Genomic DNA, 22,235 nt, shown 5'->3' with positions numbered 1-22,235 from the left:
TAAGTACCATTATACAGTTATTCTAGTAACTATAATATAATTTAATGAATATTGCAAAAAAATATAAATAAAGATTTCCTCCTGTAGACGCAAGTTTGAATCTTGCTTGGGTCGCCAACTAATTAATAGGCTTCATATAGTTTTTTAAGTTTTGAATAATCTTATAATTTCTCACTTCTTCTTTATAATAAAAAATAAAGCATAACTTGAAAAAATAATTTAAAATATTGAGAATAAAAAAGATAAAGGTAATAAAATACTCATATGAATTGATTAAGTCAATATAACTCTACATCTAAATATAAATTAACTTATATTATTTATTAATAATGAGAGTATACAAATTGAATGATATTTCAATAATTGATATAAAAAATATGCTATTAATAATACAATAGAATAAATATGTTAATTTTTATATTTATTATTACTAATGTATAATGATATCAAAAAGGAAGAAGAGTATGATAAAATCTTTTCTAGAGAAATTACAAAAAAAAGAAGTAAAAATTTTACTTTTTTTTATTATAGGTATGGTTATTAACTTAGGTATATCAATGTTTTACCATTCATCTTTATTAGTTGTAATAACAATAATAGTAATAATAATATTTAGTTTGTTTTTAGTTCAATATTATACTTTATATTCAACTGATGATGATAAGGAAATAATTTTAGAAATATTAAAATCTTATTATAAAATAATATTCTTATTAAGTACATTGTTTTTTGCTCTAACAGCTTATTTAGTAGATAAAGAACTTGACTTCAAAAAAAATGAAATAGAATATTCTTTTAAAGTTAATAAAACGATATATGATTCAAAATGGTTTATTATTTCTCAAGAATATAAAGATTACAAAAAATCTTATGAGTCTTTATTAGAAATTTTTAGCCCAGTTCCTATTAAATATATGATTTCAACTGAAAACGAAAACAATGAAAAAATTGAAAAACCAATAATTTGGTTTATAAATTTAACATGTTTTTTAATTAATTTGTTCACAATATTTTATATTTTAAGATGCTTTAATGAATTAAGTAAATTTAAAATACATATTAATCTAAATCATATACCTAGACCAGTTTTTAACTATAATGAGTATTTGGAATATATTGAAAGCAAGAAAGTAAGATATGGAGATGATAGAACATATACCTTGTTAGATTTTGTTTCAGAAAAGAAAAGAAAAAAAGATATAAAAAAAGGTAAAAATCTATATGATCTTAGTTCTTATAATCCAGTACCAAATAGTGTAAAAGAACATTTTTATTTTGTATTTAAAACTTTAGATACATTAATAAAAGAGTACCCTAATGATAAATATTTATATTCACTTATAAATGATGAAAGTATGCAAATTGAAAGATATTCTACTGATTGGTATAAAAAGTATGGAATAGAATCCTCTATTGATATAGATGTATTTAAAGTTAAAAATATAATAAAAAAAGATTGTATTTCTAATTTTCATTAATTTTCTATGTAAAAAGCTTTATAAAATTGATTTTATACTCTTATTGAATGTATATTTGATAAAGAATTTAAAATTTAATATAATAAGTTCTCAATTAAAGCAAAAGTTTACTACTATGGGAGTGATTACTCTCATGCTTGAAAAAGAGATGGAAGTGTAAACATAAAGGAGTATTTTGTTATAACCAATCGTAGTACTAATCTTAATTTTTCTATCTTGTATATTCTTATCAAATATTTTTGTTATAATTATTTAAATTATACTAAGGCTATTTTATGAAATATATTTTTGTTTTATTATTATCTTTTTTCTTTGTGGGATGTGGTGAGTATTCAGATGATTATCTTGAAAAGGAGTCTAGTTTAAATAATGGTGGTAATGGAACAAAAGAGAGACCTTATGTAATAGGTTCAGGTATTTTTGAAATAAATAAAGATTATGATGAAACTTACTTTACTTTTGATGTTAAAGATGGAAATGATGATTGTTCTATGATTTTATATGATGTTTTATCAAATGAGGGAAGATATTATCTTAAAAGCAATGAAACTACTTTTAATACTACTTCAAATCAAGATGATGATTACTATTTAGTAACTACAATGGGAAATGGTTCTTATATTTTATCAAATGATTCAGAAAAAAACTCAAAATTTGGATTATATTCTCCTTGTATTAAGCCTTTAGATGATTATGAGCTAAATGTTTTTAAAGATGAGGAATCTTTTACTATAAAAACAAAATATGAATTATTTACTTTTACTTTAGATAGAAAAAAATCTGTAAAACTAGAATACTCAGGTGATGCAGAGTCTTATGATAGTTATTTTATAGCTTTTTTTAATTCCAACTTTCAAAGGATATATGCTTCAACAGATTTAGAAGCAGGGACTTATTATCTTTTATTAGAAGGCTCTGATGAGTATCCTCCAAAAGTAAAATTTATTTTAGAATAAGATTTTTTAGAAATAATTGTAATAGTGCATATCATAAATGTGACGTAGATGTGACAGAAATATACTATAATGTTGGCAATGGAAAATATTAGACTACTTCACACATCGGACTGGCACTTAGGTCAAAACTTTATGGGAAAAAGCAGAATTGAAGAGCATGAGGCTTTTCTATCTTGGCTTTTAAATACAATAAAAGAAAATAATATAGACGTATTACTTGTATCAGGAGATATCTTTGATACAGGAACACCACCAAACTATGCATTAGAACTTTACTACAACTTTTTAAAACAATTATCACAAGTAAATAGTTTAAACACTACAATCATCACTGCTGGAAATCATGACTCTGTCTCAACACTAAAGGCACCAAAGCAATTACTTGAAGCACTAAATGTACATGTAGTAGTAAATGGCGATGAAGATGAAAATATAATCATCCCTATAAAAGAAGGTGATGTAACTAAAGCAATAGTTTGTGCGGTACCATTCTTGCGAGATAATGTTATAAGACAATCACTTGGTGGTGAAACTGTAAGCGACAAAGAAAAACTAGCAAATGATGGTATCAAAGCTTATTATGAAAAAGCCTACAATAAAGCAAAAGAGTTAGATGAAAATTCTCCTATTATAGCTATGGGACATTTAACAACTGTAGGAAGTAGAAGTAGTGATAGTGAAAGAGATATCTATATAGGTGGAACACTTGATATTGGTGGGGATTATTTAGCTAGTATGTTTGACTATGTAGCTTTAGGACACTTACATATAAATCAAAGAGTAGGAAATGAACATGTAAGATACTCAGGCTCTCCAATACCTCTTAGTTTTTCTGAATCTAAAAACACTCAAAAAGTAAATGTAGTAACTATAGAAAAAGATGTAAAAGTAGAAGAGTTAGAAATCCCTTTAAAAAGAAAGCTTCAAGTTATCAAAGGTGATTTGGAAACTATAAAAAAAGAGCTGAAAGCTATCGAAGATAAGACAACATGGATAGAAGTTCATATAAAAGATGATAACCCAATGTTTGCAAACACTGAAATAAGAGAACTAGCCACAAAACTAGAACTAACAATCCTAGCCGTGAAAATAGAAAAAAGCGAAAAGCAATTAAGAGCAAAAGAGTTAAAAGCTATAAGCCTAGATGAACTAAGTGTTCAAGAGGTTTTTGAAAAAAGACTAGACTTAGAAGAGATAGAAAATAAAGAGTTCAAAGAGCAGTTATCACAAACTTTTAATAAAGTAGTCTCAAATCTTCATCAAGAGGAACAAATCTAATGAAGATACTAAAAGTAAGACTACAAAATATAAACTCCCTAAAAGGTGAGTTTGAAATAGATTTTCAAGAGTTTTTAAAAGATGAATCTCTTTTTGCAATAACAGGACCAACAGGAGCAGGGAAAAGTACAATCCTTGATGTAATCACTTGTGCTTTATATGGAAGAACAGCCAGATTAACAAACCCAAATGAGCTTATGAGTAGACACACAGGTGAGTGTTTATGTGAGGTAGAGTTTGAAATCAAAGGCAAAGTATATAGAAGTTCTTGGGCTCAAAAAAGAGCAAGAAAAAATCCAAATGGAAACTTCCAATCTGCAAAGATGGAGATAGTAGAACTAGACACAAATAAAATACTAGAATCATACCTTTCAAAAGTTCCAAAGGTTGTAGAAGAGATATCAGGGCTTGATTTTGATAGGTTTGTTCAATCTATGATGTTAGCCCAAGGAAGTTTTGATGCCTTTTTAAAAGCCAAAGAAAACGAACGTTCAAACCTACTTGAAAAGATCACCGGAACATATATCTATAAACAGATCTCACAAAGTATATATGAATCATACTCACACAAGAAAAAAGAGATAGAAGCTGATGAGATAGCACTAGGAAGTATAGAACTACTAGAGCCAGAAATAGCGGAAGAAAAAACAAAACAACTAGAAACAAACAAAAAAGAAAAACAAGAACTAGATAAAAAAGAAGCAGAACTAAAAAAACTATCAAACTACCTAGAAACTCTTGATAAACTAGAAGTAGATAGCCAAAAATATAACCAAGAGTTCGAGCAAATAAGCAAAGAAAAAGAGGACAACAAAGAGCAGTTTACAAAACTAGAACTAGCAAACAAAGCTATAAGAATACAAGCCCTAAACCAAGAGAAAAACCAACTAACAAACACAATCTCAAATGATAAACAAAGCTTAGAGTCTTTGCAAAAAGAAGACAAAGAGTTAAAAGAACAAATCCAAACAAAAGAGCAAGAGTTTAAACTCGCTAAACAAAGCCTTGAAAAAGAGCAAACAATATACAATGAAAACTATAAAAAACTAAAAGAACTAAGAACTCTAAAAACACAAAGTGATGGTAAAAACCAACTTTATATAGAAAAAAGTAAAAAAATCTCACAACACCTACAAGAGTTAGCAAATCATTTTGAGATAGCTTTTGAAACACTATTAAATGACGAAACACAAATAGACAATCTATACAAAAACTTCTCATCAAATCTAGACACAAAAAAAGAGCAGTTAGAAACTCTAATAGAACAATACAAAGCACTAGAAACCAAAACAAAAGATATAAACCAAAAAGAGCAAAACATAAGAGCCAAACTAAAAGAGATAGAAACACTTCGAAAAGCCCTAAGTGATTATGAAACACTACAAGAGCAAATCACACAAGAGCAAAACAAGATAAGAGAATACAACGCTGGGATTGAATCACAAACAAAACTAAACCAAGAAAAATCAAAACTAATTAAGCAAATAAACGAAACTCTAAACTCACTAAAACAAACAAGAGAAAAAGAGCTTCTTATCAAAAACTACGAGCAAGATAGAGCCAAACTAAAAGATGGGCAAGAGTGCTTTTTATGTGGCTCAAAAGAGCATCCATATATAAACCACTCTTTAAATATAGATACAGAGATAAGTCAAACACTAGCTAAAATAAAAGAGCAAGAAATCTATCTACATGAGCAAAACAGTGAACTAAACAACGCTCAAATAAACTTAGCAAAACTTAGCTCAAAACTTGAAAGCTCAAACCTAGAAATACAAAAACAACAAACCTCAAAAGAGCAAATAGAAGAGTACTTCAAAACAAATGATTTCAAACTGCAAGAAGACTCAAAAGCCACACTACAAGAGCAAATGCAATTTTGCGAAAATGAGCTTAAAGAGTATGTAACTTTAAGAGAGCAAAAAGAGTCTTTACAAACAAAAAAAGAGTCTCTACAAGCATCTTTAAATAAAGAACTGCAAAAACAACAGCAAATAAACACAAGTATAAACACAATAAAAGAGCTAAAAGAGGAACAATCAAAACTAAAAGAAGAGATAACAAAGCTTCAAACCCAAAGCAAAAATATCTTAGATATAGAAGATTTAGACCTTTTTGAGAAAAATATCCAAGAGAGTTTGGACACTGTTTCAAAACAATATAACAGTTTGCAAAACCATCTTTCAAGCCTAAAATCAAAAGACGAATCCCTCTCAAAACAGATAATCCAACTAAACAAAAAACAAGAAGATGACAAACAAAACCTAGAACTCATAAAAGAGGAGTTTAAAAAAGCTTTAGTAGAGTATGGCTTCAACTCACAAGAGGAGTTTGAAAAAGCAAACTTACCAAAAGAAGAGTTTGAAACCCTAACAAACCTATGCAAAACCATAGAAGAGAAATACACACAAATACATACTCTAAAAACAGACACAAACAAAAAACTAAAAGAACACAAACTCTTAGAAAAAGAGATAAACCCTACAAATCAAAACAAAGATGATATAAACAAAGAGTTACAAAACCTACAAAGTACAATAGACCAACTACAAGAAACCATAGGAAGTATCTCAAAAGAGTTAGAGATAAATACTCAAAATATAAAAAAATCAGAAGACAAAATCAAACAACTTGAAAAGAAAAAACAAGCCTTCCAAGTATGGGTAAAACTAAATGATATGATAGGCTCAAGCCAAGGGGATAAGTTCGCTAAATTTGCCCAAGGTATAACTCTAGACCAACTAATCTATCTAGCAAATAAACACCTTGAAGTCTTAAGCCCAAGATATGAACTTCAAAGAAACACAGAATCAAACAAACTCTTAGATATAGAGATAATCGATGGCTTCCAAGGAGACGTGGTAAGAGGTGTAAACACACTCTCAGGGGGAGAAAGCTTCATAGTAAGTCTATCTTTAGCCCTAGGACTTTCAAGTCTAGCAAGCCAAAAGATAAGTATAGACTCACTTTTCTTAGATGAAGGGTTTGGAACACTAGATAGCGATAGCCTAGAGCTAGCACTAAATGCACTAAATCAGTTACAAAGTTCAGGAAAGATGGTAGGTGTGATTTCCCATGTGGAAGCGTTGAAAGAAAGAATTCCATTACAGATAAAGGTTGAGCCTAAGGGTGATGGGACGAGTGAAATAAGGTGAAAATGTGATAATAATAAATTATAAACATGAAAATATGGAAGATTATGATAAAACTACAGACTGTGAAGTATATTCTATCCATGTGAAAGTTGATGATATATCCACTAAAGCAAAGCAAATGATAATAATGATACAAGATACAAGCTGGATAACTGAACTTGATATTATTGAACGAGCAAGTTTTGATGCAAGAGCTCAGCCTACAATAGATAAATTAGTACATGAAATATTATCTAAAGTTACAACAACATTGAGTGATGACTTTGGGGAGTTTCTTATATCTGTAACAGCTCAAGATTCATTAGAACTACAATATAACCATACTAAAGTACCTTTAGCAGAGCTTTTCAAAGAAAAGAAAAGTGGTAACCCTGGATTTGATTTTCATACAGAAACATCAACACAGTTATTGGCTTATGGTGAAGCTAAATATAGTGGAAGTATTAACCCTTATACTAAAGCACTGAAACAGATAAAGGGTTTTTTAGATGAATCTAAAGATAAAATGGAATTGACAGACTTAAAATATTTTACATCAGAAGAATCTATAAGTAGTGCACTAGAAGATAAAAAAGCTTTTGTTGCTGCCTTTTCCATTAATAGTGAAAATCCATCTGATATAATTGAAAATGCTCTTTCTTCTGAACATATTGAAGATTTATTAGATTATGAAGAATTGTATATTATAGGAATTGAAGTAGATGCTTAAAGATATATTAGAAAATAAAAATGTAGAAGATTACTTAGTTGCAATTATTGATAGGGTACATAAGGAAGGTCCTGTTGTATCAGAGGACTTTGAAGTTTTAGCTTATATTAAATCATTCTACCCCGAAATATTTGATGAACATGAACAGAAACTTTTATCTGTAATGGGATTATTCTATAAGAAAGATGAGTTTAAAACTGTATTAGAAGAAGTATATTCAATTTTTGAAGATATTATAGAAGAAAAAACAGGACGAAAATTTACACCTGTTCAAGCTCATGCCTATATTAATATTCAAAACAAGAAATATTTCTCATTTTCAGCTCCTACAAGTGCGGGTAAATCTTATTTATTTAGAGAACTTATCCAGGATGTAGATTATGACATTGTTATTGTAGTTCCTTCAAGAGCATTAATTACTGAATATATTAATACTTTGCATAAATTATTAGAAGATGATACAAGTGTCTTAATCTTACCTTTTATAGAGAATATCAACATATCAAAAACTACGCGAAGAATATTTGTAATAACACCAGAACGAGGAGTTGATTTATTTAAAAAAATCAATGAATTTAATATTAAACTATTTTTACTAGATGAAGCTCAAATTTCAGAAGATGAAATAAGAGGTATGAAGTTTGATTCCTTTGTTAGAAGAATTGATAGATTTTTACCTGATGCAAAAAAAGTATTTGCACATCCTTTCGTATCAAACCCTAATGCTCAGCTTTTAAAACATGGTTTTAACCAAAACTCTGCATTCAAAACTTATAATCAACATTCTGTAGGGAAAATCTATTTATCAATTAATACAAGTCAAAACTTTCAATATTTTTCGCCATTTTTAAGTAATAGAGATAAGATATTACAAGATGCATCTAGTGATATAATAAAGATTCTTTTACAGAATAATGGAACTTTATTAATATACACATCTAAAAAGAAAATTTATGACACTCAATATTTGTTAGATTTTGCAGAATATATTGAACTTTGTGAAGACTTAACAGATGAAACTGCATTAAGTTTAATAGAAAAACTAAGAAAGTTTATTGGTGCATCAGAAGCTTCAGAAGAAAAGCATTCATGGTTTATAGATATGATGAAAAAAGGAATTGCAATCCATCATGGTTCTATGCCTTTAACTGCAAGATTAATAATGGAAGATTTTGTAAGATTAGGTTATGCAAAAATCTGTTTTTCTACTGCTACACTACTACAAGGTATAAACATGCCTTTTGATGTTGTTTGGATTGATAACTTTCTAAATATGACACCACTTAATCTAAAAAATCTAATAGGAAGAGCAGGAAGAACTACATCAGATAAAAAAGAATTTGAATATGGGATAGTTGTTATTAATAAAAGAAATATTTCTACATTTTCAGAGAGAATAGCAGAAAACTACGAAATTAAAAATACATCATTGCTTAATGAAGACATTTCTAACTTGGATGATGATTTAAAAGATATTGCGGAGGCTATTCAAACTGATACATTTGATGATGAATTAAAACTTACTGATAGTCAGGTTGAACGACTTAAATCTAATGATATTATGGATGATATTGTATATATACTTGATAATTTATTAGACTCTAATAATAAGCCGATTACAGGACATGAATATAATTCTTTAAGTGACCATTTTAAGGGGAAAATTAAAACAGCTTTCAAAAATATTTTTATACAGCACTTAAGACGTGATACTCTAACTACAGGAGAAAGTGGGGTACTAAGTATAGCAATTATTATTATGCTATGGCATATACAAGGAAAATCATTTAGTGAAATCATATCTTTACGGCATTCATATTTGACACATAAAGATGAACGTAATGCAATAATGGCGAGAGTTAGTTCAGGTGAACTAAATTTGGTAGAAGCTAAAGAGCAAATCGAAGCAATTAAAGTTAGTTTTACTCCTATACCAGAACCCATTCCAAATAGTAAGTTAAATCATGCTCCAAGATTTGCAAGAGGTACATCAGTAACTAATATTGATTATGATTTACTAGTTTATGATACCTATGATTATTTAGATAAAGTAATATCTTTATCTTTAGCAGATCCAATTTGCGGGGCATTACAACTTTATTATGATAAAACATCAGATAATCGAGCTTTGATTATGAAGAACTATGTTAGATTTGGTACAAATAGTGAAAAAGAAATATGGTTGCTTAGATATGGCTTTAGTTTTGAAGATATTGAATGGCTAGTCGAAATAGTAAATTTCATTAGTGAGAATGAGATAGTTTTCAACGATAATATAGAAGAGCTAGATACTGAAAAGTTAAATTTAATATCAAGATTTATTTAGACAAAACTAACACCCCTGAGGATGAATCTCCACTTTTACTAAGGAATATTGTGGTCAATAGATAACGATGACTTTTTTAAATTAGATAGATTACAGTATTGCAAAGTGCAATATTTATAAGTAAAGATATTTTTTAATATTATTATATTTCAAAAGTATTTATAAACCATTTTGCCGACGTCGGGAAAATGGTTATAAAATCCAATAAAAGGTTTTATTTTGGAAGAAGATTATAATAATTGGAACAATATTAAAAAAGAGATTGCAAAAGAAAATATATCTGTAGGATTTAAGAATAGAGATATTTTTTATATGAACATGGGTAAGAATATTGGTTTTGAACAAGATGGCAAAGGTGAAAACTTTGTTCGTCCTATAGTCGTTGTAAAAGGGTTTAATAAAAATATGTTTTTTGGTATTCCTTTATCTACAAAAATAAAAGAGGGTAAGTTTTATTATAGATTTTCATTTTATAAAAAAGATAAAGAAGTAGAAAATATTGCGTTGTTATCTCAAATGAGACTTTTCAGTACAAAAAGACTTTTAAATAAAATTGGGATGATGAATATTGAGGATTTTGAAAATATGAAAATAAAATTTAAAGAATTGATAGATTAACCCCATCAAAAAGATGGGTCGTCCCGTAGGAATTTAGAATATGATTATAACACAAATTATAAATAAATGCAATAACAAATAAAGGTAAAAGAGAATGAACCTGTCCAAATCCCTCTACACAAAAGGCATCCAATGCCCCAAAGCACTTTGGCTTAAAAAATACAAGCCAAGTGTTTTAACACCACCAGATGAGGCTGCCCTTGCAGTATTTGAGACAGGAAATAAAGTAGGAGATTTAGCTTGCCAGCTTTTCCCTGATGGAAAAGAAGTACCATACACTACAAACTATAGTGAAATGATAGCTACTACGAAAGAGTGGATGGAAGAGGGTGTATCAAATATCTATGAAGCTACTTTTAGCTATGAAGGCATACTTATCATGGTAGATATTTTAAAAGTAGAAAGTGATAGTATATCTATCTATGAGGTCAAAAGTTCTACTGAAGTAAAAGATATATATCTTCATGATGTATCTATTCAGTATTATGTATTAAAAAACTTAGGCTTTCGTATAAAAAGTGCAAGTGTAGTACACATAAACAATGAGTATGTAAGAGGTGAGTCTTTAGAGTTAGACAAGCTTTTTAAGATAGTTGATGTCACGAGTGAAGTGCAAGGTTTACAGTCAAATATCTCAAGCATATTAGAAGAGTTTGAAACCTATTTAGAAGATAAAGTAAATGAGCCAGATATAGATATAGGAAAACATTGTAACAAACCTTATGAGTGTGATGCTAAAAACTATTGTTGGAAAGTACAAAGAGCTATACCTGAGTACTCTATTTTTAATATTTTCAATCTAGGAAGTAAAAAGCAAATAGAGTTATACAATCAAGGTATCATAGATATAGAAGATATCCCAGCAGATTTTGATATGACGGCAAACCAAGCTCAAGCAGTAGAAAACTACAAATCAAAAGCAAACCACATAGACAAAGAAAATATCAAAGTCTTTTTAGAAAACCTCACATACCCAATCTATCACTTAGACTTTGAAACCTACCAACAAGCCATACCACAATACAAAGGTATAAAACCCTTCGAGCAAATTCCTTTTCAATACTCACTTCATATAGAATACGTTGATGGTACTTTGGAGCATAAAGAGTATTTGAGTAAAGATAGCGTAGATAGTAGATATGAGTTAGCACAAAAACTATGTGAAAATATCCCAAGTGATGTTACAGTATTGGCTTACAATATGAGTTTTGAAAAAGGTGTGATAAAAAGACTTGCAAACCTTTTCCCAGACATTAGCACACACCTACTAGCTATAAATGAAAATATGAAAGACCTAATGCTACCTTTCCAAAAGAAGTGGTATGTAACTCCTAGTATGAATGGAAGTTATTCTATAAAGTACGTATTACCTGCACTTGTACCAGAGTTTGAAAAATCTTACAAAGAGTTAGAAGGTGTACAAAACGGAAGCCAAGCTATGAATGCCTTTACAAATCTTAGTAAACTAGATGAGGTAAGTAAAGAGAAAATGAGAACTTCACTTTTAGAGTATTGTAAACTTGATACTTTGGCAATGGTGAAGATATTGGAAGTTTTGAGAAATATTTCATAGTATTACAATCTGCAATATATTTAAATAAATATATTTTTTAATGTTATTATTTTTGATGATTTTTTAGGCATAAAAAAACCCAAGCTTAAACTCAAAGGTTTAAGTCTTACTGGGCGTCGTGACAAAATTATATAAAAATCATTAGAATAAGTCAAATGAGGACTGTAATATGAATGAATTAGTAATTGATGAAGATATAAAAAGCAAGATATATACAGTTAGAAATGTACAGGTGATGCTTGATAGTGACTTAGCAAAACTTTATGATGTGGAATCTAAAAGACTTAATGAACAAGTAAAAAGAAATATTGCACGATTTCCCCAACAGTTTCGTTTTTAACTTACTGAAGAAGAATATCAAAACTTGAGGTCGCAATTTGCGACCTCAAGTTCAAATGATTCTTTAAGGTCACAAAATGTGACCTTAAATCATGGAGGAAGACGATATTTACCATATGTATTTACAGAGCAGGGTGTTTCAATGCTTTCAGCAGTGCTTAAAAGTGATAAAGCTATTCAGACAAGTATCCATATTATAAATAGTTTTGTTAAGATGAGACAATTTTTGTCACACAGTGGTGATGTATTTAAACGCCTAGAATTAGTTGAAAAAAGGCAAATAACTTATGAAATAAAAACAGATAAAAAATTTGAAAAACTTTTTGATGCATTAGAAGATAAATCTCTAAAACCGAAACAAGGGATATTTTACGATGGACAAATGTTTGATGCCTATAATTTTGTATCTGATTTAATAAGAAGTGCAAAAAGTAAAATAATACTTATAGATAATTATGTTGATGATAGTGTCTTAACATTATTTTCAAAAAATCAAGATGTCGATGTAATCATATACACCAAAACTATCACAAAACAATTAAAGCTAGACTTAGAAAAATACAATTCACAATATAAGAAAATAGAGATGAAAAAGTTTGAAAACTCCCACGATAGATTTTTGATAATTGATGATAAAGAGCTTTACCATATAGGAGCTAGTTTGAAAGATTTAGGTAAAAAATGGTTTGCTTTTTCAAAGATGGATATAAAAAGTTTTGATGTTTTAGAAAGGTTAGAAACTTGATACTTTAGCTATGGTGAAGAAATTAGAGAAGTTAAAAAAGATATAGATTAAAGAACTAAAATCTATATCTTCACGTTTATATATTCTAGCTTTCAACTTTTTCTAAAGAGCTAGTATCAATCTTTTCTAAAACCTTATCTATAGATTCTAATTTACCATCCATAAACTCTATAAAACTTTTGTAGTGCTCTTTTTGTTTATGTTTTTCAAGAGACTCTTCACTATCCCACTCTTCTATAAAATAAAATTTATTTTCATCCTCTTTATCTTTGTAAAGGTCATACTGAATAAAACCTTCATCAAATTCATGGGTAAGTTTATGCATTGCTTGCATAAATGGATAAACTATTTGTGTAAACTCTTCTTTAACTTTTATTTTTACTGTAAATACTATACTGCTCATAAATAACCTTTAAAATTAAAATAACTTTAGCATTATACATTTGAAATTTTAAACTTAGATTTTTAGATAATGTTATTATAATCTTCTTTTACTATAGTGCAAATATTACATTATGATTTATATGGAGAAAATATGAATAATAAAAAAATACCATTATCTGTATTAGATTTAATTCCAGTAGGTGAGGGCTTTACCATACCACAAGCTATTGAAAATAGTACAAAACTAGCCCAAAGTGTTGAAGAGTTTGGCTTTACTCGTTATTGGGTTGCTGAACATCACAATTTCCCAGGAATAGCTAGTGCTGCGACTTCTGTAGTATTGAGTTATATTGGAGCACAAACTAAAAATATAAGAATAGGTTCAGGTGGTATTATGTTGCCTAATCATTCTCCTTTAGTTATAGCAGAGCAATTTGGTACATTGGAGTCTTTATATCCAAATAGAATAGATTTAGGGCTAGGTAGAGCTCCTGGTACTGATAGACAGACAATGATGGCATTAAGACGAGATATCAACAATGACGACTTTCCTTCGATGCTTCAATATTTACAATACTACTTATCTGATGAAGCAGGGAAAAGTAGAATAAAAGCAATACCTGGATACGGATTAGATATTCCTATTTGGTTGCTTGGTTCAAGTACTTTTAGTGCACAATTAGCTGCCCAAAAAGGTTTGCCTTTTGTTTTTGCTTCACACTTTGCACCTGATTTAATGGATGATGCTGTAAGAATATATAAACAAAACTTTAAACCATCTGCTCAACTAAAAGAGCCTTATGTAATGGTTTGTATCAATATTGTATGTGCCAACACAAATGAAGAAACTCAGTATTTAGCTACAACAGAACTTCAAAAGTTTCTTTATCTTCAAAGGGGAGATAATAAACAATTACCAAAACCAACAGAAGATATGAATAGCTTATGGGAACAATGGGAAGAAAATAGTATAAGACACAAAACAAGAGAATCTATTTGGGGAACACCAGAGTATGTAAAAGAAAGAATTGAAACTCTTATTGAAAGAACTGGAGCAAATGAAATCATGGTAAATTCAATGATACATGACCCAGACAAAAGAATAAAATCTTACGAACTCATCTCAAAAGTTTGGTTTTCATCTAATTGAAGTTTTGGCAAATATTAATCACTAGGATTTTAGAAAAACTTTAATATAATCCTAAAAATTAATTACATAGGATGATTATGAATAAAGTAGTTCTAAAACTAAAAGTGCAAAAAAAGTTTAGCTTATATTGCCCATTTACAAATGAAAAACTATATAACGATGATAGTTCATTTGAAATTTATGAAGGTGCAGGAAATTATCTTTTTTCAATATGTGAAGATTGCCTTTTCTTTGATGCCGGAAACAATGAAGAAATCGAAAGTTATTGGAAAAACTCTGCTCTTGAAGCAATTGAAAAATTTGTAGAAAATCATAAAGAAGAGAATATCTTAGTTATTGAAGTTCAAGATGATGAAGATACTTATTGGTTTGGTTTCTTAAATGAAGACAATATTGAATTAACAGATGAAGAATTAGAAAATAGATTTATCAAATCATGATTATATTAGATTTTGAAACAAATACAATGAATCCTCAAGATGTTATTGAGGCTGCTGCTGTTAAGTTAGAGTTTATGGATGGAGACTTTAAAGTTATTGATAAGTTCCATAGATATTATCTTTCACGATATCCTGTTAATCCTTACTCCTATGAGGTTCATAGACTTACACCTGAAAAGATTATTGCCCATAGAAATGGTGCAGGTTATAGTTCATATTTTAATGAAGATGAAGAGTTTATAGAGTTTTGCTCTACTGCTAAGACTTTGATTGCTCATAATATAAACTTTGAACTTAGACACCTTGATAAACTTGTAAATTTTGAAAATCACTTCTGTACAATGAAAGAAAATAAACATATAGTAAAAGCTTTAAATAAAAATGGAAATATAAAAAACCCAAAGTTAGATGAGACTTGTGTTTTTTATGGGATAGATTTTGACCCTCTTTCATATCATAGTGCTACTTATGATGTAAGTAAAACCTATGAGATACTAAAATGTATGAAAAAAACTTTTATATAATTTTTAAAATAAATATTATGGATAAAAAATGGATTATTTGAGTATAAATAAAGAAACATGGAATAAAAGAACAAAGATACATATTGATTCCAAGTTTTATGATATAGAATCATTTAAAAAGGGCAAATGCTCTTTAAATAAAATTGAATTAGAACAAGTAGGAAATGTAGAAGGAAAGTCTTTATTACACTTGCAGTGTCATTTTGGTCAAGATAGTTTATCTTGGGCTCGTTTAGGTGCTGATGTTACTGGTGTAGATTTATCTTCTGAAGCAATCAAGAAAGCAAATTCTTTAAAATCTTCTTTAGGTTTAAAAGCAAATTTTATTGAAAGTGATATTTTTCAATTTGGTCGGGAAAATACTAAAAAATTTGATATCGTATTTACTTCATATGGTGTATTGTGTTGGTTACCAAATCTAAAAGAGTGGGCGGAAACAATTGCTAAGTCGTTGAAAGTAGGTGGAGAGTTTCATTTAATAGAATTTCATACTTTTACTGATTTGTTATCAGGTTATTCTTATTTTTCAAATAATAAACCTGATATTGAAGAAGAAGGTACTTATACAGAAAATTGTGATGGTTCAAAATCTACAGTTGTTACATGGGCACATTCTATAAGTGAAGTTATCAATTCTTTGATTTGTGCAGGATTAAGTATTGAATCTTTTTGCGAATATCCTTTTAGTCCATATAATTGTTTTGAAAATTTAGAGTTTGTAGAGAACAAAGGATATCAAATGTTATATAAAAATCAGCAAGTTCCTTTAGTATATTCAATAAAAGCAATAAAGAAATAACTTTACTCAAAACTAAGATGATTTAAATATAATTATCTATCTTTATAAAAGGTAAATATAAATGATAGATTATAGAAAAAAACTTACTTCTTCAAGAGAGTTTTATCCTATTGATGATTTAGATGTTTCTTTTGAAAGTGATAGGGGAAGAATCCTTTCTTCTTCAGCTTTAAGAAGACTTCAAAAAAGAACACAAGTTTTTGCATTAGAATTAAATGCTTCTATTAGGACAAGACTTACACACTCTTTAGAAGTAGGTCAAAATGCAAGATTTATAGCTAATATTATTTTAAATAAATTAAGACAAAAAGGTTTAGATAGTTTTGGTTTAGAAAACTTAGAAAATGCTTTTGTTTCCTTATCTGAAATGACAAGTTTATTACACGATATTGGGAATCCTCCTTTTGGGCATTTTGCTGAACAGACTATAAATGATTGGATAAAAAAGAATTTACTTCCTATTCTAGATAGCTTTGATACTTCCACAAAAGAGTTAGAAGAGTTAAAAAATTCTCTTAAAAGAGATATTTGTGATTATGATGGAAATGCACAAGCAATAAGAATCATAGGTAAACTTCAACGTTTAAACTTATCATATAGTCAAGTTCTTGCAGTATTAAAGTATACAAGAGGAGCTTATGAAGAGTATAAAAAAGAGGATAAATTATCTTATTTGAAAAAGAAGCCAGGTTTTTATTATAGTGAAAAGGATTATATAGAAAAGATTCAAAAAGAGTTAGATGTAGAACCAGCTCATCGTTTCCCTTTAACTTATATTATGGAAGCTGCTGATGATATTTCATATTTAACAGCTGATTTAGAAGACTCTGTTCAAAAGGGTATTTTAGGTTTTGATGAAGTTTATAATTTAATAAAAAATGAATGTGAAAAAAATGATGAAACTTTTTTATTAAATATTATAAATAAATATTATGAAAAATCAAAACAAGATGATGAACCTTATCAGTTTAATATGTTTTTTACCCTTACAAGAGCTGAACTAGTAAAGGCTTTAGTTTTCCATGTATCAGATATCTTTGTAGATAATCATCAAGCAGTTTTTGATGGAAGTTTTAATAGTGCTTTACTAGAATATGATAAAAACAGTCAATACTACAAAGCTATAAAGGTTTTACAAAATATCTCGGTAAAACATATCTATCAAGATGATTATGTACAACAATTAGAACTTCAAGGTTATACTATTATAAATGCACTTTTTGATAAATATAAACCTTTATTAGAACTATCTTCTAAGGACTTTAGAAAACTAATCAAAAAAGAAAAAATAGATTGTTTTATTTCAATGCGTTTAGTAAAAAGATTGTCTTCAAAACAAATTGTAGCTTATAGACATGATATTGAGAAAATAGATATAAAAGATGAAAAATACGAGCTTCTAGAATGGTATTATAGGGTTCGATTGATTATTGATTATATAAGTGGTATGACAGATGATTATGCTCTTGAAGAGTATAAAGTCTTAAATGCTTTAAAATAAATTAGGAGAAAAAATGAATACAAAAAATAGTTTCGTATTAGGAATAGGTTTTATAATTGGTGTTGCCATAATGGCTTTTATTTTAAGCAAAGGAATAATTGCTTACAAAGAGTTAGATAGAACAGTAGTTGTAAAAGGTTTAGCAGAACAAGAGGTAAAAGCTGATTTAGTTATTTGGCCTATAAAATTTGTAAAAGCTTCAAATGATAATACTGAATTATATGAAGGTTTAGAAGCTGATACAAATAAAGTTTTATCTTTTCTAAAAGAACTTGGTTTTTCTGATAAAGAATTAACAGTTTTAGCACCTTCTGTAACAGATAAATTTGCTCAAAGCTATGGTGGTACAGATAGAATAAAATTTAGATTTACAGGTTCTAATCAAGTAGTTGTTTACTCAAATAATATTGATTTAGCAAGAAAAGCTATGAAAGAGTTAAGTATTTTAGGTAAAAAAGGAATCACTTTTATTCAAAATAATTATGAAACAAAAGCAAGATATTTATTTACAAAATTAAATGAAATAAAACCAAAAATGGTAGAACAAGCTACTCAAAGTGCAAGAAATACAGCACAAAAGTTTGCTCAAGATTCAAATAGTAATCTAGGAAAAATTAGAAAAGCTTCACAAGGTCAGTTTTCAATTAGATCAAGAGATAACAATACAGAGCATATAAAAAAGGTTCGTGTAGTTTCTACAGTAGAGTATTATTTGGTTGATTAGAGTTTTCTAATCCTCCATAAACTCTACACAAAAAGAAGCTAAAATCCCAAAAAAATTTTAATCGGAGAATTAATGCAAAATAAGAAAATAGTAATAATTTCAATAGTAGTTTTATTGGCAGTATTTTTTGGTGCTGGATATGTTTATAAAAATAATCAGTCAAATAAATATGAAAATATATCAACCCAAGAACTTCTTAAAAGACCTCATTCTGTGGTTATTGGAAAAGAAGATGCAAAAGTTCAGTTAGTTGAGTTTTTTGACCCTGCTTGTGGTACTTGTGCCCTTTATCATTATCATGTAAAAGAAATAATGAAAGAAAATGAAGGAAATATCCAATTAGTTTTAAGATATGCACCTTTTCATAAAAATGCAGATTATGCTGTAAAGATGTTAGAAGGAGCTAGAGAACAAGGATTATTTTTAGATACTTTAGAGTTTATGTTTCAAACTCAAAAATATTGGGTTCAAAATCATACAGTAAATCCAAAACAATTATGGAACCTTTTAACAAATGTAAAAGGACTTGATATGGAAAAATTAGCCTCTTTTATGAACAACAATAAAGTAGATGAAATAATCAAACAAGATTTAGAAGATGTACAGACTTTAAAAATTGATAAAACACCTACATACTTTGTAAATAATAAACCTCTTCAAACATTTGGATTAGACAATCTAAAAAAACTTATTAATTCTGAACTTTAAAAACTAACACTTTAAAAAATGCCTTAAAGAGTATTTCTCAAGGCATTTTTTAGTAAAAATTAGGTATCTTATAAACTAAAAATTATATTATTTGGACTTTTAATGATTGTAAATATTTCCTTACCTGATGGTACTACATATGATATTACTATAGATAGATTAAAAAAAGAGTATTTTGATAGAAAAGTTGTTGTTGTAACTAACCCTACAATCAGTGCTTTACACTTAGATTATTTAAAAGATAAATTAAGTGCAAAAGAGTTATCTGTTGTAACTATTCCTGATGGGGAAAAGTATAAAAATATGCAAACTATAGAGACTATTTTAGAACACTGTTTTGAAAATAAGTTAAATAGAAACTCTTTACTTATAGCTTTTGGTGGTGGAGTTATTGGAGATATGACAGGTTTTGCTGCTTCACTTTATCAAAGAGGTATTGATTTTATTCAAGTTCCTACAACTCTTTTATCTCAAGTTGATGCAAGTGTTGGTGGAAAAACAGGAGTAAATAATAAATATGGAAAAAATCTTATAGGAGCTTTCCATCAACCAATAGCTGTAAATATTGACCCATACTTTTTAACAACTTTACCCAAAAGAGAGCTTGGGGCAGGGATTGCCGAGATAGTAAAAATGGCAGTAACTTTTAATAAAGATTTTTTTCAATGGCTTGAAGAAAATGATTTAAATGATGAAGAAAATATTAAAACAGCTATTGCAAAATCTGTAGAAACAAAAGCTTGGGTTGTATCTCAAGATGAAAAAGAAAAAGGCTTAAGAGCTGCACTAAATTATGGTCATACTTTTGGACATGTTATTGAAAATGAGACAAACTATAATACGTACTTACACGGAGAAGCCGTAGGAATAGGTATGGTTATGGCAAATGAACTTGCAAAAAAGATTGCTTATATGAGTGATGAGGAAGCTTTAAGAGTAAAAAAACTTTTAGAAAAATATGATATTCCAACAACTTATAAAATAGCTGATGTGGAAGATTTTTATGAGCATTTCTTTTTGGATAAAAAATCTTTAGATAACAGAATAAAGTTCATTGTTCCAAAGGGAATAGGAAATTGTGAAATTACTGATAAAATTTCAAAAGAAGATGTAATAGAAGTATTAAAAAGGTTTTCAAATTGAGTAAATTTCTAAAAGTTCTATTGTTTGTATCTTTACTAACTTTTTCTTTTGCACAAGAAAATAAAACTGAAAATACAAAAAAATCTGTTTCAAATAAAATAAAAGACATTGAAGCTATTGAAGAAAAAAGATTAAAAGAGTTAGCTTTAGAAGAAGAACTTAGATTAGAAAAACAAAAAAAAGAAGAAGAAAAAAGAGCTAAAATAACTCTAATAAAAAATAAAATTGATGCAATAGACTCAGAACTTAAGAATAATATTTTACTAAAAAGATATAGTAGTTATGATGCTTATAGAAGAATTTCAGAAGAACTTGAAAGATTAAAAGATAGTGTAAAAAAAGTAAACCCTAAAAATGAAGATAAAATATTTCAGATTAATAATAAAATCAGAATTAAACAAAATGAGTTAGAACTAATAGGTGAATATAAAGGTTCTCCTATAGGTTCTTTGATTAATCCTCCTGAAATAGAAAACTATGAACCTATCACAAACCCTTTTGGGATAATTAATGCTCTTTCTTATATTAAAAAGCTAGAAAACAATAAAATCAAATTTTTATCTATTGAAGAAAGAATTTCAGAACTTACAAATTTGTTAGATGAAAAACTTGATGCATATATGGAACTTTATAATATTGATCCAAGAATAGAGTATAAAGATGAGATTAGTTTTTTAGATAAAGAAAAAAAAGATTTTCATATGGTACATGAAATTGTATCTACTACGGAAGAAGTTTATACAAGAAAAATTGAACAAGTTATTTTAGAAACAAAATCTCAAATCTCAAATCAAGTTGAGAAGATTTTTAATATTTTAGTAATCATTTTCTCACTTTTTATTATTACTTCATTGATAAAACTTGCTCTTAAAAAGTATTTTTCTCAAAATGAAAATTATTATATGACAAACAAAGTTATAAACTTTGTAGTTGTATTTTTTGTAATAATAGTATTATTGTTTTCATATATTGATAATGTATCTTATGTAGTTACAATCTTAGGTTTTGCTTCTGCTGGTATTGCTATTGCTTTAAAAGACTGGTTTATGTCAATCTTTGGTTGGATGGTAATAGTAACTTCAGGTTCAATCCATGTTGGAGATAGAATAAAAGTTACAAGAAATGGTTTAGAAGTTGTGGGAGATGTTTTAGATATTTCTTTATTTAAAATCACAATTAGAGAAGACATTACTTTAACTTCTTATACTGTAAATAGAAGAACAGGAAGAATATTTTTTATTCCAAACAATTATGTTTTTTCTGAGATGATAGCAAACTATACTCATTCAGGTCTTAGAACAGTTTGGGATGGTATTGATATTACAATTACTTTTGATTCAAACTATAAAAAAGCACAACATATTGCAAAAGAGATTTTAAAACACTACTCAAAAGGTTATACAGATATTACAAGAAAACAGTTATCAAAAATGAGAAGTAAATATCAACTAAGAGCTACAGGCGTTGAACCAAGAGTTTATACCTTTGTTGAGTCTTACGGTATAGTGATTTCTTCTTGGTATTTAACAAACTCATATGCAGCACTTGTTTTAAGAAGTACAATGTCTCCTGAGATTCTTGAAGCTTTTATGAAAGAAGATGATATTCATATTGCTTATCCTACTCAAACAGTTAATTCTAAAACTGGAACAAGAACACCACCAATTGATTTAACGGACGTGTAA

The 22,235-nt window shown here is 28.2% G+C and carries 18 protein-coding genes and 1 pseudogene; 18 read left to right on the top strand and 1 reads right to left on the bottom strand.

The window, feature by feature from the left end; all coding sequences use genetic code 11:
- The first annotated feature begins 464 nt into the window (after positions 1-464).
- From CP965_RS03685 to CP965_RS03645, 9 genes and pseudogenes are all read left to right on the top strand, one after another.
- Positions 465-1,478, top strand: coding sequence for a hypothetical protein (locus CP965_RS03685; protein ID WP_129060699.1), 1,014 nt, complete (start codon positions 465-467; stop codon positions 1,476-1,478).
- A 275-nt stretch (positions 1,479-1,753) separates the two neighbouring features.
- Positions 1,754-2,434 carry a hypothetical protein gene (locus tag CP965_RS03680; RefSeq protein ID WP_129060698.1) on the top strand — a complete coding sequence of 227 codons (681 nt, stop codon included), beginning with the start codon at positions 1,754-1,756 and terminating at the stop codon, positions 2,432-2,434.
- A gap of 78 nt (positions 2,435-2,512) precedes the next feature.
- The gene (locus CP965_RS03675) at positions 2,513-3,712 is read left to right on the top strand and encodes an exonuclease SbcCD subunit D C-terminal domain-containing protein (RefSeq protein ID WP_228712664.1); all 1,200 of its coding nucleotides are present in this window, start codon (positions 2,513-2,515) and stop codon (positions 3,710-3,712) included.
- The gene (locus CP965_RS03670; protein ID WP_129060697.1) at positions 3,712-6,867 is read left to right on the top strand and encodes an AAA family ATPase; all 3,156 of its coding nucleotides are present in this window, start codon (positions 3,712-3,714) and stop codon (positions 6,865-6,867) included. Before CP965_RS03675 ends, CP965_RS03670 begins: the two co-directional genes overlap by 1 nt.
- 4 nt (positions 6,868-6,871) lie before the next feature.
- Positions 6,872-7,576: a hypothetical protein gene (locus CP965_RS03665; RefSeq protein ID WP_206732238.1), complete on the top strand. Its 705-nt coding sequence runs from the start codon at positions 6,872-6,874 to the stop codon at positions 7,574-7,576.
- On the top strand, positions 7,569-9,902 hold the full coding sequence (locus tag CP965_RS03660; RefSeq protein ID WP_129060696.1) for a DEAD/DEAH box helicase: 2,334 nt from the start codon (positions 7,569-7,571) through the stop codon (positions 9,900-9,902). Before CP965_RS03665 ends, CP965_RS03660 begins: the two co-directional genes overlap by 8 nt.
- Positions 9,903-10,121: 219 nt before the next feature.
- Positions 10,122-10,520, top strand: a complete 399-nt coding sequence (locus CP965_RS03655) for a type II toxin-antitoxin system PemK/MazF family toxin (RefSeq protein WP_129060695.1) — start codon at positions 10,122-10,124, stop codon at positions 10,518-10,520.
- A 94-nt stretch (positions 10,521-10,614) separates the two neighbouring features.
- Complete coding sequence (locus CP965_RS03650) at positions 10,615-12,093, top strand: DUF2779 domain-containing protein (RefSeq protein ID WP_129060694.1); 1,479 nt, start codon at positions 10,615-10,617, stop codon at positions 12,091-12,093.
- Between the two features lie 169 nt (positions 12,094-12,262).
- A pseudogene (locus CP965_RS03645) lies at positions 12,263-13,177 on the top strand (ORF6N domain-containing protein).
- An 85-nt stretch (positions 13,178-13,262) separates the two neighbouring features.
- On the opposite strand, the gene CP965_RS03640 reads toward CP965_RS03645, so the two are convergent.
- On the bottom strand, positions 13,263-13,580 hold the full coding sequence (locus CP965_RS03640) for a putative quinol monooxygenase (protein WP_129060693.1): 318 nt from the start codon (positions 13,578-13,580) through the stop codon (positions 13,263-13,265).
- A 132-nt stretch (positions 13,581-13,712) separates the two neighbouring features.
- On the opposite strand from CP965_RS03640, the gene CP965_RS03635 reads away from it, so the two are divergent.
- The 9 genes from CP965_RS03635 to CP965_RS03595 all read left to right on the top strand — a co-directional run bounded on the left by CP965_RS03635 (position 13,713) and on the right by CP965_RS03595 (position 22,235).
- Positions 13,713-14,711 carry an LLM class flavin-dependent oxidoreductase gene (locus tag CP965_RS03635; RefSeq protein WP_129060692.1) on the top strand — a complete coding sequence of 333 codons (999 nt, stop codon included), beginning with the start codon at positions 13,713-13,715 and terminating at the stop codon, positions 14,709-14,711.
- Between the two features lie 77 nt (positions 14,712-14,788).
- The gene (locus CP965_RS03630) at positions 14,789-15,151 is read left to right on the top strand and encodes a hypothetical protein (RefSeq protein WP_129060691.1); all 363 of its coding nucleotides are present in this window, start codon (positions 14,789-14,791) and stop codon (positions 15,149-15,151) included.
- Complete coding sequence (locus CP965_RS03625; protein ID WP_129060690.1) at positions 15,148-15,675, top strand: 3'-5' exonuclease; 528 nt, start codon at positions 15,148-15,150, stop codon at positions 15,673-15,675. The genes CP965_RS03630 and CP965_RS03625 overlap by 4 nt, the downstream gene beginning before the upstream one ends.
- A gap of 28 nt (positions 15,676-15,703) precedes the next feature.
- On the top strand, positions 15,704-16,474 hold the full coding sequence (locus tag CP965_RS03620; RefSeq protein ID WP_129060689.1) for a class I SAM-dependent methyltransferase: 771 nt from the start codon (positions 15,704-15,706) through the stop codon (positions 16,472-16,474).
- A 61-nt stretch (positions 16,475-16,535) separates the two neighbouring features.
- A complete protein-coding gene (gene dgt / locus CP965_RS03615; RefSeq protein ID WP_129060688.1) occupies positions 16,536-17,975 on the top strand; it encodes a dGTPase in 1,440 nt (479 codons plus the stop codon).
- 13 nt (positions 17,976-17,988) lie between these two features.
- Positions 17,989-18,699 carry an SIMPL domain-containing protein gene (locus CP965_RS03610; protein ID WP_129060687.1) on the top strand — a complete coding sequence of 237 codons (711 nt, stop codon included), beginning with the start codon at positions 17,989-17,991 and terminating at the stop codon, positions 18,697-18,699.
- A gap of 72 nt (positions 18,700-18,771) precedes the next feature.
- Complete coding sequence (locus CP965_RS03605; protein WP_129060686.1) at positions 18,772-19,407, top strand: DsbA family protein; 636 nt, start codon at positions 18,772-18,774, stop codon at positions 19,405-19,407.
- 102 nt (positions 19,408-19,509) lie between these two features.
- Entirely contained in the window at positions 19,510-20,550 is a 1,041-nt protein-coding gene (aroB, locus tag CP965_RS03600; protein WP_129060685.1) for a 3-dehydroquinate synthase, read from the top strand.
- On the top strand, positions 20,547-22,235 hold the full coding sequence (locus CP965_RS03595; protein ID WP_129060684.1) for a mechanosensitive ion channel family protein: 1,689 nt from the start codon (positions 20,547-20,549) through the stop codon (positions 22,233-22,235). Before aroB ends, CP965_RS03595 begins: the two co-directional genes overlap by 4 nt.

This window comes from Halarcobacter mediterraneus (assembly GCF_004116625.1).
Taxonomy (GTDB): Bacteria; Campylobacterota; Campylobacteria; order Campylobacterales; family Arcobacteraceae; genus Halarcobacter; species Halarcobacter mediterraneus.
The sequence above is the reverse complement of the archived record's forward strand: the minus strand, read 5'-3'. Positions and strand labels throughout refer to the sequence as shown.

Bases quoted from the DNA above. Each gene is read 5' to 3' on its own strand.
- CP965_RS03685 (WP_129060699.1), top strand. From the start codon at position 465: ATGATAAAATCTTTTCTAGAGAAATTACAAAAAAAAGAAGTAAAAATT.
- CP965_RS03680 (WP_129060698.1), top strand. From the start codon at position 1,754: ATGAAATATATTTTTGTTTTATTATTATCTTTTTTCTTTGTGGGATGT.
- CP965_RS03675 (WP_228712664.1), top strand. From the start codon at position 2,513: ATGGAAAATATTAGACTACTTCACACATCGGACTGGCACTTAGGTCAA.
- CP965_RS03670 (WP_129060697.1), top strand. From the start codon at position 3,712: ATGAAGATACTAAAAGTAAGACTACAAAATATAAACTCCCTAAAAGGT.
- CP965_RS03660 (WP_129060696.1), top strand. From the start codon at position 7,569: ATGCTTAAAGATATATTAGAAAATAAAAATGTAGAAGATTACTTAGTT.
- CP965_RS03650 (WP_129060694.1), top strand. From the start codon at position 10,615: ATGAACCTGTCCAAATCCCTCTACACAAAAGGCATCCAATGCCCCAAA.
- CP965_RS03640 (WP_129060693.1), bottom strand. From the start codon at position 13,580: ATGAGCAGTATAGTATTTACAGTAAAAATAAAAGTTAAAGAAGAGTTT.
- CP965_RS03635 (WP_129060692.1), top strand. From the start codon at position 13,713: ATGAATAATAAAAAAATACCATTATCTGTATTAGATTTAATTCCAGTA.
- CP965_RS03630 (WP_129060691.1), top strand. From the start codon at position 14,789: ATGAATAAAGTAGTTCTAAAACTAAAAGTGCAAAAAAAGTTTAGCTTA.
- CP965_RS03625 (WP_129060690.1), top strand. From the start codon at position 15,148: ATGATTATATTAGATTTTGAAACAAATACAATGAATCCTCAAGATGTT.
- CP965_RS03620 (WP_129060689.1), top strand. From the start codon at position 15,704: ATGGATTATTTGAGTATAAATAAAGAAACATGGAATAAAAGAACAAAG.
- dgt (WP_129060688.1), top strand. From the start codon at position 16,536: ATGATAGATTATAGAAAAAAACTTACTTCTTCAAGAGAGTTTTATCCT.
- CP965_RS03610 (WP_129060687.1), top strand. From the start codon at position 17,989: ATGAATACAAAAAATAGTTTCGTATTAGGAATAGGTTTTATAATTGGT.
- CP965_RS03605 (WP_129060686.1), top strand. From the start codon at position 18,772: ATGCAAAATAAGAAAATAGTAATAATTTCAATAGTAGTTTTATTGGCA.
- aroB (WP_129060685.1), top strand. From the start codon at position 19,510: ATGATTGTAAATATTTCCTTACCTGATGGTACTACATATGATATTACT.